This is a genomic window from Luteimonas sp. R10 (genome assembly GCF_045689605.1).
Classification (GTDB): Bacteria; Pseudomonadota; Gammaproteobacteria; order Xanthomonadales; family Xanthomonadaceae; genus Luteimonas.
This window is the reverse complement of sequence record NZ_CP141262.1, coordinates 2,002,781-2,018,552: the sequence shown is the minus strand read 5'-3', so window position 1 is coordinate 2,018,552 and position 15,772 is coordinate 2,002,781. Positions and strand designations below refer to the sequence as shown.

11 protein-coding genes and 1 tRNA gene are annotated in these 15,772 nt (G+C 60.8%); 2 read left to right on the top strand and 10 right to left on the bottom strand.

Annotated elements, in window-relative coordinates; all coding sequences use genetic code 11:
• Positions 1 to 128 precede the first annotated feature (128 nt).
• Positions 129 to 2,162, bottom strand: a complete 2,034-nt coding sequence (gene uvrB / locus U3649_RS08575) for an excinuclease ABC subunit UvrB (protein ID WP_407354412.1) — start codon at positions 2,160 to 2,162, stop codon at positions 129 to 131.
• 223 nt (positions 2,163 to 2,385) lie between these two features.
• Between uvrB and U3649_RS08570 the strand changes: the two genes are divergently transcribed.
• Entirely contained in the window at positions 2,386 to 2,934 is a 549-nt protein-coding gene (locus tag U3649_RS08570; protein ID WP_407354411.1) for a GspH/FimT family pseudopilin, read from the top strand.
• A 68-nt stretch (positions 2,935 to 3,002) separates the two neighbouring features.
• Here U3649_RS08570 and U3649_RS08565 read toward each other — a convergent pair.
• From U3649_RS08565 to U3649_RS08535, 7 genes are all read right to left on the bottom strand, one after another.
• A tRNA-Asn gene (locus U3649_RS08565) sits at positions 3,003 to 3,079 on the bottom strand.
• A 93-nt stretch (positions 3,080 to 3,172) separates the two neighbouring features.
• A complete protein-coding gene (locus tag U3649_RS08560; RefSeq protein WP_407354410.1) occupies positions 3,173 to 3,604 on the bottom strand; it encodes a type IV pilin protein in 432 nt (143 codons plus the stop codon).
• 4 nt (positions 3,605 to 3,608) lie between these two features.
• Positions 3,609 to 7,010 carry a pilus assembly protein gene (locus U3649_RS08555; RefSeq protein WP_407354409.1) on the bottom strand — a complete coding sequence of 1,134 codons (3,402 nt, stop codon included), beginning with the start codon at positions 7,008 to 7,010 and terminating at the stop codon, positions 3,609 to 3,611.
• A 74-nt stretch (positions 7,011 to 7,084) separates the two neighbouring features.
• Complete coding sequence (locus U3649_RS08550; RefSeq protein WP_407354582.1) at positions 7,085 to 7,621, bottom strand: PilX N-terminal domain-containing pilus assembly protein; 537 nt, start codon at positions 7,619 to 7,621, stop codon at positions 7,085 to 7,087.
• Positions 7,622 to 7,623: 2 nt separating this feature from the next.
• The gene (locus tag U3649_RS08545; RefSeq protein ID WP_407354408.1) at positions 7,624 to 8,640 is read right to left on the bottom strand and encodes a PilW family protein; all 1,017 of its coding nucleotides are present in this window, start codon (positions 8,638 to 8,640) and stop codon (positions 7,624 to 7,626) included.
• Positions 8,637 to 9,140, bottom strand: coding sequence for a type IV pilus modification protein PilV (gene pilV, locus U3649_RS08540; RefSeq protein WP_407354407.1), 504 nt, complete (start codon positions 9,138 to 9,140; stop codon positions 8,637 to 8,639). Before pilV ends, U3649_RS08545 begins: the two co-directional genes overlap by 4 nt.
• Complete coding sequence (locus tag U3649_RS08535; RefSeq protein WP_407354581.1) at positions 9,137 to 9,613, bottom strand: Tfp pilus assembly protein FimT/FimU; 477 nt, start codon at positions 9,611 to 9,613, stop codon at positions 9,137 to 9,139. The genes pilV and U3649_RS08535 overlap by 4 nt, the downstream gene beginning before the upstream one ends.
• Here U3649_RS08535 and U3649_RS08530 point away from each other — a divergent pair.
• Complete coding sequence (locus U3649_RS08530; RefSeq protein ID WP_407354406.1) at positions 9,549 to 10,925, top strand: sensor histidine kinase; 1,377 nt, start codon at positions 9,549 to 9,551, stop codon at positions 10,923 to 10,925. The genes U3649_RS08535 and U3649_RS08530 overlap by 65 nt on opposite strands.
• A gap of 69 nt (positions 10,926 to 10,994) precedes the next feature.
• On the opposite strand, the gene ppnN is transcribed toward U3649_RS08530, so the two are convergent.
• The gene (gene ppnN / locus U3649_RS08525) at positions 10,995 to 12,380 is read right to left on the bottom strand and encodes a nucleotide 5'-monophosphate nucleosidase PpnN (protein WP_407354405.1); all 1,386 of its coding nucleotides are present in this window, start codon (positions 12,378 to 12,380) and stop codon (positions 10,995 to 10,997) included.
• 105 nt (positions 12,381 to 12,485) lie between these two features.
• On the bottom strand, positions 12,486 to 15,752 hold the full coding sequence (locus U3649_RS08520; RefSeq protein ID WP_407354404.1) for a carboxypeptidase regulatory-like domain-containing protein: 3,267 nt from the start codon (positions 15,750 to 15,752) through the stop codon (positions 12,486 to 12,488).
• Positions 15,753 to 15,772 lie beyond the last annotated feature (20 nt).

Below are 15,772 nucleotides of genomic sequence, written 5' to 3'. Positions count from 1 at the left end.
TCGGTGGACGATACCCATGGCGACGGCTCGCTTCTTCACCGCAGCGGAAACGCCTACCTGGCGCGGCTGCTCGTTCGCCCGCCCACGGCGCCCTCATCCCACGCAACGCAGAGGGCGCCTGGCGCTGTTCAGCTGACCAGGGTGGCTTCCTTCAGCCGCTGGATGCGGTCGCGCACCTGCGCCGCCTCCTCGAACTCGAGGTCGCGGGCGTGCTGGTACATCTGCTGCTCCAGCACCTTCAACCTGGCCGCCAGCTGCGCCGGGCCCAGCTTGGCGTAGTCCTCGGCCTCCTCCGCCACCTTGCGGCCCCTGCCACGGCCGCGCTTCTCCAGCGCCGGCTCCGGCCGTGCGCCCTCCATGATGTCCTTGACGGCCCGCTCGACCGATTTCGGGGTGATGCCGTGCTCGAGGTTGTACTCGACCTGCTTCTGGCGGCGGCGGTCGGTCTCGTCGAGGGCGGCCTGCATCGAGCGCGTCACCCGGTCGGCGTACAGGATCGCCTTGCCGCGCAGGTTGCGCGCGGCGCGGCCGATGGTCTGGATCAGCGAGCCGGCCGAGCGCAGGAAGCCCTCCTTGTCGGCGTCGAGGATCGCCACCAGCGACACCTCCGGCATGTCCAGCCCTTCGCGCAGCAGGTTGATGCCGACCAGCACGTCGAAATTGCCCAGCCGCAGGTCGCGGATGATCTCCACCCGCTCCACCGTGTCGATGTCCGAGTGCAGGTAGCGCACGCGCACGCCGTGCTCGCCCAGGTACTCGGTGAGGTTCTCGGCCATGCGCTTGGTCAGGGTGGTGATCAGCACCCGGTCGCCCATGGCGACGCGCTCGTTGATCTCGCCGAGCACGTCGTCGACCTGGGTGGCGACCGGCCGGATCTCGACCTCGGGATCGACCAGGCCGGTCGGCCGCACCACCAGCTCCACCACCTCGCCGCCGGACTCGCGCTGCTCGTACGGCCCGGGCGTGGCCGAGACGAAAATCGTGCGCGGCGAGCGCTCCTCCCACTCGTCGAACTTCAGCGGCCGATTGTCGAGCGCCGACGGCAGGCGGAAGCCGAACTCCACCAGCGTCTCCTTGCGCGAGCGGTCGCCCTTGTACATGGCGCCGATCTGCGGGACGGTCACGTGCGACTCGTCGATCACCAGCAGCGCGTCCGGCGGCAGGTAGTCGAACAGGGTCGGCGGCGGCTCGCCCTGCAGCCGCCGGGTCATGTGCCGCGAGTAGTTCTCGATGCCGTTGCAGAACCCGACCTCGGCCATCATCTCCAGGTCGAACTGCGTGCGCTGCGCCAGCCGCTGCGCCTCGACCAGCTTGTTCTGCGCGTACAGCTGCTCCAGCCGCTCCTTCAGCTCCACCTTGATCGTCTCCACGGCGTTGAGCACGCTCTCGCGGGTGCTGGCGTAGTGGGTCTTCGGGTAGACCGTATAGCGCGGCACCTTGCGCTGCACCTCGCCGGTCAGCGGGTCGAACAGGCTGAGGTTCTCGACCTCCCCGTCGAACAGCTCGATGCGCAGCGCCTCGGCGTCGGACTCGGCCGGGTGCACGTCGATCACCTCACCGCGCACCCGGTAGGTGCCGCGGCGCAGCTCGGTGTCGTTGCGGGTGTACTGCAGCTCGGTCAGCTGGCGGATCAGCGCCCGCTGCTCGATGCGCTCGCCGCGGGCCAGGATCAGCCGCAGTTTCAGGTAGTCCTCGGGATCGCCCAGGCCGTAGATCGCCGAGACCGTCGCCACGATGATCGCATCGGGCCGCGACAGCAACGCCTTGGTCGCCGCCAGCCGCATCTGCTCGATGTGGTCGTTGATCGAGCTGTCCTTCTCGATGTACGTGTCCGACGACGGCACGTAGGCCTCGGGCTGGTAGTAATCGTAGTAGCTGACGAAGTACTCGACCGCGTTGTGCGGGAAGAACGCCCTGAACTCCCCGTACAGCTGCGCCGCCAGGGTCTTGTTCGGCGCCATCACCAGGGTCGGCTTCTGCACCGCCTGGATCACGTTGGCGATGGTGTAGGTCTTGCCCGAACCGGTCACCCCGAGCAGGGTCTGCTTCGCCAGCCCGGACTCGAAGCCCTCGATCAGCCGCGCGATCGCCTGCGGCTGCTCGCCGGCGGGCGAGTACGGCGAGACCAGGCGGAAACCGGGGATGGCGGTGTTGTCGTTCATTGGCATGGAGAAAGCAATATCACAGTGTAGTCCCTGCCGACAGCTGGACATGATGACCGCCCATCAACCCCTCCGGAGCGCCGAAGCCGCCGCTGTCCGGCCGCAAGGCGCCGGGTTCCGACGGCAGGTTCGGCACTTTCCTACCGCAAACGCCAGCAACCACCGACACTACAGAACCTGGTCCGACTCCACACTACCGCTTCCACGCTAGAAGACTTCCGCTATGACCCGCAAGAACGCCGGTTTCACCTTGACCGAAGCGATTACGGCCATGATGCTCATCGGCATACTCCTCTCAGTGGGTGTGCCCGGGCTCGGATACCTCATTCACAAAGGCCAAGTCAGCACATCGGTCTCATCTCTCACCATGGCGCTTGCAACAGCGCGAATTTCGGCAATCCGCTCGCGCAAGCCGGTCTCCGTATGCCCTACAGATAGACAGGGGCATTGCCGCACTGATGGCATCTGGAGCGAAGGCTGGATGGTGTATCTGGACCCGAAGGGCCAGCCACAACCGACGGACGCTGAGCATGTTCTGCATGTATTCAGCCCGATCTACAAGAAACACGACCTTCGCACGTCGCAAGGTCGCCAACGCGTCCGATACCAGCCAGATGGCCGCGCCGGCGGCAGCAATCTCACTTTCACTCTATGTGATTCTTCCACGGCACTCCTGTTGGCACGCTTGACCGTGAACAACGCCGGGCGGACGCGCATTGAACGGCCAACTCAGACGCTCGCTGAAGCGCCATGCCGTTCAACACTTCCCTGAACCGGATTTCCCATGAAGCGGGCACAAAAGCGAAAGGGCCCGCGGATCGCCCGCAAGCCCTTGGATATTGGCGCCCGAAGTTGGACTCGAACCAACGACCCCCTGATTAACAGTCAAGTGCTCTAACCAGCTGAGCTATTCGGGCGCGGGGACCGGTATTGTAGACATTGGCGCATCCTGGTCAAGCCTGTGCCCGCGGAAGCCGCCAGTACAGGGTAGCCAGGCGCCGTGGGATCCACTACCAGCACTCGTCGGCCGGTTTGCTCCCGCTGACGCCCCGACCACCCTTCTCATCGAGCGTTAACGTTCCGCAGTCCGCGTCCCGAGTGGCCTGCCCATCCTGAGGAACGGCCTCCAGGGTGAATTCTTTAGCGCCCAGGGAACCGGCGACCAAGCCAACCGCATAGTGCGCAGCCACGTCGACGTCACATTGGCCGATAACCGGTGGACTGTCCGCGTTATTGTAGGTCAAGTACGTGGAGTAATAGCGCTCCATGAACTGCGCACGTTCCTGCAGGCATGTCGCCGCCGCGGCACGCCTGGTCTTGGTGACATGGGACTGGTAGCTGGTGTAGGCGATGGCGGCAAGCACTGCAATGATCAATACCGTGATCATCACCTCGATGAGGGTGAACCCAGCTTGCGTCCTAGAACGTGAGAAGCGCTTCATCTCGCTAATTCCTTATGACTTCACGCCAGGAAACACGGCCGACGTTTCTCATCTCGTCGGTGTCCACGCAGCCCACTTCACCCGTTGAACCTGCTGCGCATGCCTCACCGCTATCGCTGCCCGGCCCGCCACCAAGCAAATTTGACTCAGTGGGCATGCCAATCCCGAGATCGATGGAACCGATCGGCAGCGTCACCGGATTTCCATCCTCGTCTACCCCCTCGACCACGTCATCTGCGAACTCACCGTCTTCATCGACATCAAAGAACGGCGAGCCGGTGCTTGTTCCGGTAAAAGCATCCACGGCATTCAGATAACCGCTGCCTCCATACTCACAAGGATCCTCGCTGGGAATAATACTGCTGACCACCAACGCACTGCCGCTCATTTGCGGCGCCGTCGCGATCCTTTCACCTATAGGCGTTCCGGGAGCCGGGGGATCCAGCAGGTCCACGTACCAACCTCTGTAGCCTGCTGGCAGCGACTGATTCTGCTCGAAGGCCCGCACTCTTCGGCCGTCACTAGTCGTCACCAGCATCACCCTGCGTCCGATCAACTCTGTTTCCTTGCTGGTGACTCGCGCCCCGATATCCTCGATCCCATACAGTCCCTGCACGGCCATGTTGGCTGGATCTTCTATGGTCATGAATCGACCTGTTCCGAAAAATACCCATGGACGATAGGTTGTTGGGTGCAAAGCCACGGTCAGACCTCCGGTGATCGGTTGACGGGTCGTCCCATCCGGCCCAACCGCCGTAAACAGCGGCTGACCGCCAAAATCAACCTCCCAATCCGACGGAGTTCCAGAGGTCAGATCGAACTTCCATACGTTGCCATGCATGTCGCCCGCATATACATAATCGACCGTGCCGTTTGCATCGCGGTCCCAGCCAACTGCCCCAGATAGACCATTCGAGATCGAGTCGATCGGACCCGCCCCGGTATCGATCTCTTCGATCAACTCCCCTGACATCAGGTTGTAGACAAGTAGCACTGCCCGGCCATTGGAACTATTGACGCCATTTGAGACGATCGCAGCCGTTACCCCATTATTGAGCTTGGCAATTACCGGCCGACCGAGAACCTGTCCCATATTGCCGTCCGGGGTCTCATAGTCTTCCCACAAAAAACGCGATGCGGAGAACAAATCAGGATTTGTCACATCAAGAGCGAAAACGCCTTTGCCACCACGTCCAAGAGTACCAACGAGAATATTCTTGTCAGGCGTCTGCCGACGGCTGGAAACGATGATCGGGCCGTCCACGAAGTAGCGATGGCTGTAATCCGGGCGGCTTAAGCTACCGAGGTCCGCCCAGTTGATTCCGTTCGGAATGAAAGCAAACAACTCGCTTCCATTCGCTGCATCGAATGCATGAAGCATGCCATCGTTTGCGCCAACATACAGCGTGTCGGTATCCGGCACGTATACGGGAGATGAGTTGACGATATCACCAAGCAGGTGATTCCGATTGCGCAGATTTCCGCCCTTGCTCATCTCATCCAATTGACTTCCAGCGATATATGCTGCGTTGTCATCGCCAGAAACCGGATAGTCCGACACCCGTTGCAATATGCCGAGCTGCGCTGGAGTTGCGCTATCCGGAAAACGGCCGCTACTCGTGTAAACCTTACGCGCGGCCGCCTCCTCTTCTTTTGGAATTCCTTGGGAAGCACGCCAGGCCGGAGTGGACTCGAATCCGGTGCCGGCGGCGTTTCTGGCATAGGCCAGCACATCCCCCGTCCAGACGCCGGAAACATAGTTCGCTTGAAACAGGCGCGTTCCCGCGTCGAGCGAGGTGGAATTCGCCGCAACATTGGAGAAAGAGCCAGTTCTCTCCACGATGGCAGCGAGCGCAGCTTCCAGTCCCTCGGCGAATTCCCTGGGATTGCTTGCCGAAAGGAACGTTCCCCGGCTGTTGACCGCCGCGTGCAGAAGATCGTCGATACGGTCCGCGTCTTCGTTGTCCAGAGGATCAGGCCATGACGAGTAGTTGCTCGGCACATCCGCAACGCTCGTGAAGCCGGTCGTTCCCCGCAAGCCGATCGAAATCCCGAAAGTAACCATGTGCTGCCAGAATGCCGGGTTGACAGTCGTATTGGGAACAATATTAGGCAGGTCCGTCCGAAGGTCATTCTTCCAGTACCTCATGGCGACATCCGCCAATGTGTTCTGCCTGGAATCGCTGTACGGAGGGCCTGCCTCATAGGTGTAAGGCGGACCATCCGGCCTGGTGATTGCCGCACCATTGGTTCCATCCTGATTGCCACCAGAGCTGAAACCGCTGTCGCTATTCCAGAACCCATCGGTTGTAAGAATCGTGAAGTTCTGCCGACACGCAAGCTGGCTTCCTCCCGATTCCGGGCCATACGGGCCGGTTGCCTCCCGACTGGAAAAATAGAACCCCGCATTGTTCAGCGCGGAACGCAGCGGTGTACCGTCGCTCGCCTGGGAAGCGAACAATCTGTTGTACCACCGCTCACGATTGTTGCTCATCCCCGAAACGCCATTCGGGTTCGCGAACAAGCCGGAGTTGTAGTTGATCGGGATCGGAACATTTTGGGTGGGGATGTTTCCCGAGGTAGAGCTTCCGTTCCTGCCCCAGATGGTCCGGAATCCGACCCTGACCACTTCACCCAATTCGCCGAAGGCCGCGCTTGCTCCGGCCTTGGCCGCCTTAGTGCGGGTTCTGTGATAGGAATACCAGGTCGCGAAATTCGCCTTTTCGGCTGCTTCGCTTCGCCCTGTCGGAGTCACGTAAGTACAGGCCCGCCAACCCCAACCCGAATTATTCGTACTGCATCCGACACCGGAAACGCCGTTATTGGAGCCGTTGCCCTGAAGCCGTTCGCTTCTGACAACCCGCCCGTCGGTCCGAATATGGTATCTATAGTATTGGGTCACATCCGCATAATTTGTAATCCCAGGCTTTGGGACATAAAATACCTGGGTGTTGTTGCTCAAATTGATCGTACTACTCGTTGTCCCAGAAGCCGAATCCTGCACATATGTGCTACTGCTGTACGCTGCATTGAAGCTCGCCCCCCCGGCCAGCGGCTCCCCGTTTGAATTAAACCAGGGCTGATAATCGATAGCGGGATTATAATAAAGGGTATTCGTTATATAGTTCTGGTCATATATGCCGTTGTCGCTCGTGTAGTCCGTACCACGTGAGCTATCGCTACTGGTGTTGTTGCCGGTACGGCCACTGGTTATCCCGCCCCCGGTAATCTGGGATATCGCCGGATTGTACATGTATCGCCATGCCATCGATCCAGAATCATCCATGATGAACAGGACGTTCGGCGGCACTCGAGCGCCTGTCGTCAACGGTTCGTTCGGGAAGGAAACGGTGGCATTCACAGGCAACGACAACAAAGTTGCCGTAAAGGCGAGTAGTACAGCCACCCCCCTCTCCCTGATGCACGCCCGGGAGTCCGTCTTGCTCAAAGGCTGACTGCGCATATCCCTACTCCTGCCATTCATTGCGCAATGAAGTTCGTCTGCAGGATGACCGCGGCGCGGTCATCTGCTTGGCTTCTTGCGGTGATGCGATAACGTGGCCGCAGGCACAGCGGCGAAATGCTCGCTTCGTCCAGTTGGTCACAACCAGGCCACGTGGGCGCATCCCCCATGTACTCCACGAAATACTCTGGCGCCACAGCCAGAGCACCGACATCGATGCTGGCCGTTTCCCATCCGTCAAAACTGGAATCCAACCAACGATCCTGGAGGCTGGCGTCGGGTATAGCGCATAATCCATTCGAGCACCCTGCTGCGGGGACGTTGTCGCGCGTGTCGGGTTGGCCGGCCAGTTCTTCACCTTCGCGCAACGCAGCTTCAGCTGCCTGAAACGCAAGATTGCGATCAAGCATGTTGGCGCTCATTCGCTCTTCCAGAAGCGTACTACGCAGGATCGCAAGCCCCAGCAGAGTCATCACCAGCAGGAGCAACAGCACGATCAGCAGCGAAGCACCACGGGCACCGCGCCAGCCGGGAGCACTCGATTCCATGTTCATGTTCATGCGTTGCGGTTCCGCAGGCTGACGACATGGATCAACTGTCGTTCGAGGGGGGCTCCATCGACCCCTACCGCATCAGGACTTTCTACCGTCAGCTCGACACGCACCGCCACCACATCCCTCCAGTTGGCCGATCCAATGGAGGGATCGGAGGCAACCACATATGATGTTGCGTCTCTTAGCAGGTACGTCAGCTTCATCCCAGTGACGCCTTCAACCACCTCTTCGTTGCTGACAGTATTGCCAGCGGCCCTGCTCTGGTAGAGCGCAGGGCGCTCATTGGGATTGTTGGCGACATACCAACGGGTCGCATGAAGTCGAACCATCACGGAGTTGGGAGCGGCGTATGTGAACGGAGGTCGAGAGGAGCAATCCTCGCCATGGGCAACCAATCCAAGGTCAGTGGTGCAGTTGCCGGGGCCGGTTGAAGCCGCATGTCCCACTGATACACCGGCTACCGAACTCGCCTGAAAGATTGAGGCTTGACGGGAATTGCAGGCCAGTAACAAGTCGCCGGCCGAAAATCCGTGGTCGGTCGTGTTGACCGTGAAGGTGTTGCCGGCTGCATTATGGGCGCTGATCGTCACCACGGTGTCATCGCCGGAGATGAGCTGGATTGCATCCGTCCCACTCAGCCTCTCGGCCGGACCCGTGCCGAATGCTCTGTCGGGAAACGCCTCACTACTGGCATATCCACGCAATGCCGCTCCCCAATCCTGCAGGTCCGTCCACCAGCGTGTCCCTGGATCGTTGATGACATTCGCGATCGGGAGATTGTTGACGCAAGGATTCCCTCCCGCTTCGCGGATATCGCGCGCCATCAATTCGAACGCGATCCGGACATTCTCCTGTACATAGCCAAGATTCTCAGTTGCACGGTAGACCTGGCGATTAGACAGGAAAATGCCAATTGCCGCACCGACGACCAACAGGCCGAGAATTAGCGCGATCATCAATTCGATGAGGGTGAGGCCCGACATGCGCCGGGGTGAAGGGCTCGGTATGGCGCGTTTCATAGCAGCGTCGTCGTGGTTACGGTTCTGGTGTCACCTGCAATGCCGGTCACGCCACCATCGCTTGCGCGGCTATCGTTCCACTCGACGGTAACGCTGCAGGCAGAAGCGTCAGGGCAGTCAATCTCTCCGCAGGCATCGTCCCCCAACGTATCTTGCAGTGAACTGAGCCACTCTCGGTGATCATTCTCGGCGAGGGTTGCCCCGCCAGCAGACACAAGGCATGTGCGCGCCATGTTGTACGCACCAGCGAGCGCCTGTTCACGATTGGCTCGCATGGCATCGAAAATGGCATATGTCTGAATGACGGCCTGGCTGCGCTCCAGGGAGCTCTGGCTGTTCCGCAATGCCGTGGTCTGCATGGCCGCAATTCCGAGCATCCCGACCGCCATGATCAGAACGGCGATCAACACTTCGATCAAGCTCGCCCCGCGTTGGCGCCAGTGGCCGACATGGCGAGCCGAGCGCCGCAGTCGTACCCTCCGGGATCTGATGGCCGTCATGGGCACACTCCTTCTCCGTCTACGGAATCCGTGGACACTCGGCTTCCGCTCGCCAAACGCACGATGCGCCGATTCTCCGGGGGACGCTCTGTCGGCAAACACACGGTGATCTCAGCATCAAGCAGCCCCCCCGTGGCCGATCTCGCAAGCCCATCGCCGCTGAACGTGATGCCCTGTGCGCTGCTGCTGATCTGGAGCGGCGCCTTGACGGAATGGCTCCTCAGGACTTCATCGCTACTACCCACGACCGTGAGCCATGAACTCCAGTCACTCGCCGCTGCCGAGCACGTAGCTCCATCGGCACTGTTGCAAACAGTGATGCTAGCGTTGCGCCTGATCGCCTCCGACCTTGCATGATGCAGGGATGCCACGAGCTCATTGCCTTGCGCAGCCAGGCGATTATTGTTGATGATCGAAATGAAGCTGGGTGCCGCCAAGGCAAGAACGACCGCCAATACGACAACCGTTATCATCAGCTCGATCAATGTGAATCCGACGCACGCGACGCGCTGGGCGCGCACCCCTTTTTCACGACAACCAATGTCGTGCCGACCATCCATACACACCTGTCCCCGCGATCGTGGCGAAGAGACGATAGCGCCCATACTCCATTCCTGCCAGCCCATAGCGATGGGCGGTCGATTCCAGCGAGCGAGCGGCGGCTTGCGTTCCGACCAGTATCGCTCCCAGGCGGTGCGACAAGCACCGCCCGCTTTTCGCTATTCTCCATACATGGCGATCGATAAGAACCCCAACCCACTTGACGCTCTCTGGCAGGCGCCGGCACTCATCTGGGTTGTCCTGGCGGGTCAGGGGCTGGCTGTAGTGCTCACCCTGGCACCGCCGTCGCATGCGGGCATGCTTGTATCGTTTGGGCTGACCTCCCTGACGATTCAATGGGTGCTTCTGATTGCCCTCGGCGGACTGTATGCATCAAGACATAGCCTGGCGGCAATGCCTCCCCTGCATTTGGCATACGTGGCGCTGGTATGGCTAGTGGTTGCCGCCTGTCTGGTCTGCGGCCTGCTATGGATCATGATGCGGGACGTATTTCCGTTCGATCCAAAAGAGTGGCGGGCGCTGCTGCTCCGCATCGTTGGAATCAGTCTGATAGTGGGCGCACTCGGCTTGGCTGCATTCCAGAACTACTGGAAGGGCCGGCAACTTGCCCTCCGTGCCAAACAGGCTGAGCTCGACGCACTTCAGGCGCGCATCCGCCCGCACTTCCTATACAACACCCTCAACACGGCTGCCATACTGGCCCACCAGCGCCCCGGACATGCGGAGCAGTTGCTCTTGGATCTGGCCGATCTTTTCCGCGCAGCTCTTGGCGGCACCCGAAACATCTCTCTCGAGGAAGAGCTCTCCCTTACTTGCCGATATCTCGAAATCGAGAAATTTCGCTTCGGAGAGCGACTTAAGGTAGGTTGGCACGTACCAACGAAGCTGCCGGATATTCACTTACCCGCCCTTTCGCTCCAACCTTTGGCTGAAAACGCGATCAAGCATGGAGTCGAACCCTCTGTTTCTGGTGGACAGATCGACATCTGGGTCGCAGCCGAAGGAGGAGAGGTTGCAATATCTGTTCGGAACACGATTCATGGCACTGTCATGCCCGGCCATCATGTCGGACAGAAGGCCGTACGCGCACAGATAGACGCTGCAACGCACGGCAAGGGGCGCTTGGAAACCTCCGTCCAGGGTGACCACTATGTCGCCACACTGACACTCCCACTCGTGAACGAAGACTGCCATCCAGCGGATAAACAAGAGCCGGCAACGTAGCATTGCTCAACCATGGCCATCTCACGAAACCGGCCTGCAGACCTCACTGCGAATACACTCGTCGGCGACTCAGGCCCGCACCTCGTAGCACGGCCGATACTGCCCGGAAATCTTCATCCGCCGCTGCTCGACGAAGGCGCGCAGCAGGGCGTCGAGGGCCTGCATCATGTCGGTGTCGCCGTGGATCTGGAACGGGCCGAACTCCTCGACCCGGCGCATGCCGTCCTCCTTGACGTTGCCGGCGACGATGCCGGAGAAGGCGCGGCGCAGGTCGGCGGCCAGCTGGTGCGGCTTGCGGCCTTGGTGCAGGTCCAGCGCGGCCATCGCCTCATGGGTGGGCACGAACGGCTGCTGGAACTCCAGCGGGATCTCCAGCGACCAGTTGAAATAGAAGGAATCCTGCTGCGCGAGCCGGTGCTCGCGCACGCGCTTAACGCCCTCGGCCATGCGCCGGGCGACCTTTTCCGGATCGGAAACGATGATCTCGTAGCGCGAGGTCGCCGCCTCGCCCAGGGTCAGGCGCAGGAACCGGTCGATCTGCTCGAAGTACGGCGCCGAGGCGGTCGGGCCGGTCAGGATCAGCGGGAACGGCAGGTCCGCGTTCTCCTCGCGCAGCATCAGGCCGAGCAGGTACAGGATCTCCTCGGCGGTGCCGACGCCGCCCGGGAACACGATGATGCCGTGGCCGAGGCGGACGAACGCCTCCAGCCGCTTCTCGATGTCCGGCATGATCACCAGGTGATTGACGATCGGGTTCGGCGACTCGGCGGCGATGATGCCCGGCTCGGTGATGCCGATGTAGCGCGACTGGTAACGGCGCTGCTTGGCGTGGGCGACGTTGGCGCCCTTCATCGGCCCCTTCATCGCACCCGGGCCGCAGCCGGTGCAGATGTCGAAGCCGCGCAGGCCCAGCTCGTAGCCGACCAGCTTGGTGTAGTCGTACTCGTCGCGGTTGATCGAGTGCCCGCCCCAACACACCACCAGGTTGGGGTCGGCCGGCTGCAGGATGCGCGCGTTGCGCAGCAGCCCGAACACGGCGTCGGTGATGCCGGAAGTCGTCTCCAGATCGACGGCGTCCTCGCCGAGCTCGATCGCGGTGTAGGCCAGGTCGCGGACCACCGCGAACAGCAGCTCGGCGATGCCGCGGATGATCTCGCCGTCGACGAAGGCCATCGCCGGCGCGTTGACCAGCTCGATGCGCACCCCGCGGTCCTGCTGCAGCACCTGGATGTCGAAGTCCGGGTACAGCTCCTGCGCGGCGCGCGGATCGTCGGATGCGCTGCCGCTGGTCAGCACGGCCAGCGCGCAACGGCGCAGCAGGTCGTGCATGCCGCCATGGGAGGCGTCCTTCAGCCGCGCCACTTCCTCGCGCGAGAGGACGTCCAGCCCGCCGCGCGGATAGATCCGCGCGTTCACCACCGGCATCGCCCTCGATGCCTTGATCTCGCCTGCCATAGCCGCCGTTCTTCTTGGTTGGGGCGGCACTGTAGCGCAGCCCCGGCCGGAAAAGGAAACGGCCGGGCAGACCCGACCGTTCCTGTGGTGCGGCTCGATGCGGAATCAGAACTTGTAGCGGAAGCCCAGCTGCAGGGCCCAGCGAGACTGCCCGGTGTCGTCGTACAGACCCGGCTCCCAGACGCGATCGCGATCGAAGTTGTAGACGTATTTTCCGGTCGCCTCGTCGATGCCTACAAAGTTGACCGCGCGCAGGTCACTGTACGGGCTCTGATCGTAGATCTGCCCCCAGTCCTTGTTTAGCAGGTTGCCGACATTCATGACATCCAGCCAGATCTCGCTTTTGTGGCCGTCGAAGAAGCCCGGCAGTTCTTGGCTGATACGCAGATCGAAGGTGTTGACCCAATCGTTCCTGCTGCCGTTGCGGGCCGCTGGACCACCAGCGTGGGACTGCAGTTCCGGATTCTCGGACAGCCATTCGAAGAAGGCCTGCTCCATCGCAGCACCACCGCTGAAGAGGACGTCGCCAGGACCGTTCGGCACATACAACAGGTCGTTGGTGTAGCCGTCGCCGTTCATGTCGTTGAGAAAGCGCCAGCTGTACGGGCGACCGCTGCGACCTTCATACAACACGGTGAAGTTGGTCTTGTAATCGCCGAAGAACGCCTTCTCGAATGTCACGGTACCGATCACGCGATCGCGGATCTCGTAGTTGGAACGCGCGGCCACGTCTTCATTGGGATCGAAGATCGCCTTGTTGCTCCAGTTGGAGATCGCACGCGAAGAGGTCAGCGGACTTACCTCAGTGGCGCGTGTGTAGGTGTAGCCGAGCGACCAGGCCCAGTTCTCGATCAGCGGCCTACTCAAGCTGAAGGTGAACTGTTGCGAGCTACCTTTGTCGGTGTTCTTCATCAGAATCACACCATCGTTGTGCCAGCCGGTTACGTTCTCGTACCCGGGAATCGTATCCGCGACATCGGCAACACCGTTGTTGCCGTTGGCGCGACGGCCGCTGGCCTGATCGGCAGGGTTCGGCAGATAGATCGGGCGGCCGTCCTGACCGTAGGCGGTCGGCGTGCCGAGATCGAGACGCTCAAAGTGCAGGCCGTCCTTGACGCGGGTGAACAGCGCCTCGGCAGAGGCCACGATGCCGTACCAGGGCAACTCGTGGTCGAACGCGAGATTGGCCTTCCACACCGATGGCTGCTTAATGCCGTCTTCCATCAAGTTGACCATCATCTGGTAACCGGCCGCCGGCGGTGGCGTGGTCGGATTATCGGCATCGGGCACGAACGGCAACGACGCCCAGATCGCCTCACGCTGTTCCTGGGTCAGCTCCGAGTTGAGCTCCCGGTTGTAACCGATCAGACCGAAGCCGCTGTTCTGATAGGAATTGCCCACCCAAACGTTGGCGGCCGCGCCTTGGAACAGGCCGACACCACCACGCAACTGAGTCGGACGTTCACTGTCGAAGGTGTAGTTGAAGCCAAAGCGCGGCTGCCATAGCTCGCTATCGAGAACGTTGCGGTTGTCCAGCCCGTAGATTTCCTGGACGAGCAGATTGTGATCAGCCACGTCATCGAGATCCGGAATGTCTACGCGCAAACCGAACATCAGACTCAGATTGTAGTTGACTGCCCAAGTGTCTTGCACGAACACACCCGTGTTGGCGTGCTCATAGTTCATGGCAACGCTATCGAGGCCACGACCGGGGACCGGGGCGTTCAGCGTATAGGACCAGTACTCGCCATTACGGAAATGATCCAGACTAGCGAACTGATAGTTGCCCCAGATGTTCTGGGCATACAAGTTGTAGATGTCATTGCGTTCCCAGTCGAAGCCAAACTTGACGGTGTGATCTCCCGAGTACCAAGTGGCGGCAGCGAAAACATTGTCCGTGGTCGTTTCGATCTGGTTACCATGGCGGAACTGGTCGGCACCGAAGTTGAGATACGGCGAATCCGGCTGATCCGCGTCGTTCCCGTCGCCAAAGCCGATCGACATCTGCGGTAAGCGCGCGTACACACCGCTAATCGAGTCGTAGTTGCGGCGCGACGCCTTGATCTCGGTGGTGAAATTCTGCGACCAGTCGCTGAAGAGTTGCAACGAATGACTGTCGAAGGTCTTGTTGATGTCGTACCACCGGCTGTTGAGGCCCAATGAGTTGTCGCCTGAACCGCCCAGCACCGGGTCTACCTGCTCGGTTTCCGAGTAACGATAGGCAAGGCGGTGGTTATCCGTGATGTTCCAGTCGAGCTTGACCGCCTTTTCCTCCAGTTCCTGCTTGGTTCCGTCGGGCGTCTCCAGCGTACCGATGTCGACGCCGTAGACGTCGCGTGCAATCTGCTGCGCCTCGGCGATTTGCTCCTGAGAGATGTTAACGATATTGGATGCACTCGACCCGATCGGGCCAAATGTCGGCGACGGCGAAGTGCGGGTGAACTTTTCGTAGTTGGCGAAAAAGAACAGCTTGTCTTTGACGATCGGACCACCGAACGTCAGGCCGTAGGTTTCCTCGTCGGTGAAACCGGAGAACGGAGAGCCGTCTTCGTTGTCACGCACCCAATCCTGATCGCGATACACGTAGTAAACCGAACCGCTGAAGTTGTTGGTACCCGATTTGGTTACCGCATCGATCACCGCGCCGGTCGCGCCCGTGATGGTGACGTCGTAGTTGGACAGATCGACATTAATCGCCTCGATCGCATCCATCGACACCGGCTGGCGCAACAGCGGGAAATTGCTGGCTTCCAGGCCGAACGTATCGCTGGTATTCACGCCATCGATGCGGATCGCGTTGAAACGGGAGTTCTGACCGCCGGCCGATATCTCGCCGCGGCCCTTGTCAGTCTGCGAGATGCGCGGGTCAAGACGCACGTAATCCTGCAGGTTGCGCTGGATGGACGGCAATGCCTCAATCTGCTCCAAACTGAGATTCGTACCGGCACCCATCTTGGTCGCACTGAAGATTTCAGAGCCGGCGTAACCGATCGCCTGAACCGATTCAAGAGTGGTGATATCTCCGCTTAGTCGCGAGTCGACCTGAGTCGACTGATTCAGCGAGAGATAGATGTTGTCCTCGGTGTCGGTGCCTGCGCCCGCCTTGTGGATCGTGACGGTGTAGGGACCACCCACGCGCAGGCCGCGTGCATTGTAGCGACCGTTGGAATCCGTCGTAGCGCGGCTCACCGTACCCGATTCGACGTGGGTGATCGTCACCTCGGCGCCAGCGACCGGCTGACCGTCGGCGCCCAGCACCTGGCCTCCGACGCCTGCGGAAGTGGTGCTTTGCGCGAAGGCGGGCGCTGCGGCGAGCGCGACGATCAGACCGAGCGACAGCTTGGAGAGTCGGACGCGGTGCTTGTGAGTCATTGTCGATAACCTCGATGCGT

Coding starts and splice junctions, on each gene's coding strand:
- U3649_RS08560 (WP_407354410.1), bottom strand. CDS start 3,604: ATGAAGCGCTTCTCACGTTCTAGGACGCAAGCTGGGTTCACCCTCATC.
- U3649_RS08545 (WP_407354408.1), bottom strand. CDS start 8,640: ATGAAACGCGCCATACCGAGCCCTTCACCCCGGCGCATGTCGGGCCTC.
- U3649_RS08570 (WP_407354411.1), top strand. CDS start 2,386: ATGACCCGCAAGAACGCCGGTTTCACCTTGACCGAAGCGATTACGGCC.
- U3649_RS08530 (WP_407354406.1), top strand. CDS start 9,549: ATGATCGAAATGAAGCTGGGTGCCGCCAAGGCAAGAACGACCGCCAAT.
- uvrB (WP_407354412.1), bottom strand. CDS start 2,162: ATGAACGACAACACCGCCATCCCCGGTTTCCGCCTGGTCTCGCCGTAC.
- pilV (WP_407354407.1), bottom strand. CDS start 9,140: ATGACGGCCATCAGATCCCGGAGGGTACGACTGCGGCGCTCGGCTCGC.
- U3649_RS08550 (WP_407354582.1), bottom strand. CDS start 7,621: ATGAACATGGAATCGAGTGCTCCCGGCTGGCGCGGTGCCCGTGGTGCT.
- ppnN (WP_407354405.1), bottom strand. CDS start 12,380: ATGGCAGGCGAGATCAAGGCATCGAGGGCGATGCCGGTGGTGAACGCG.
- U3649_RS08535 (WP_407354581.1), bottom strand. CDS start 9,613: ATGATAACGGTTGTCGTATTGGCGGTCGTTCTTGCCTTGGCGGCACCC.
- U3649_RS08520 (WP_407354404.1), bottom strand. CDS start 15,752: ATGACTCACAAGCACCGCGTCCGACTCTCCAAGCTGTCGCTCGGTCTG.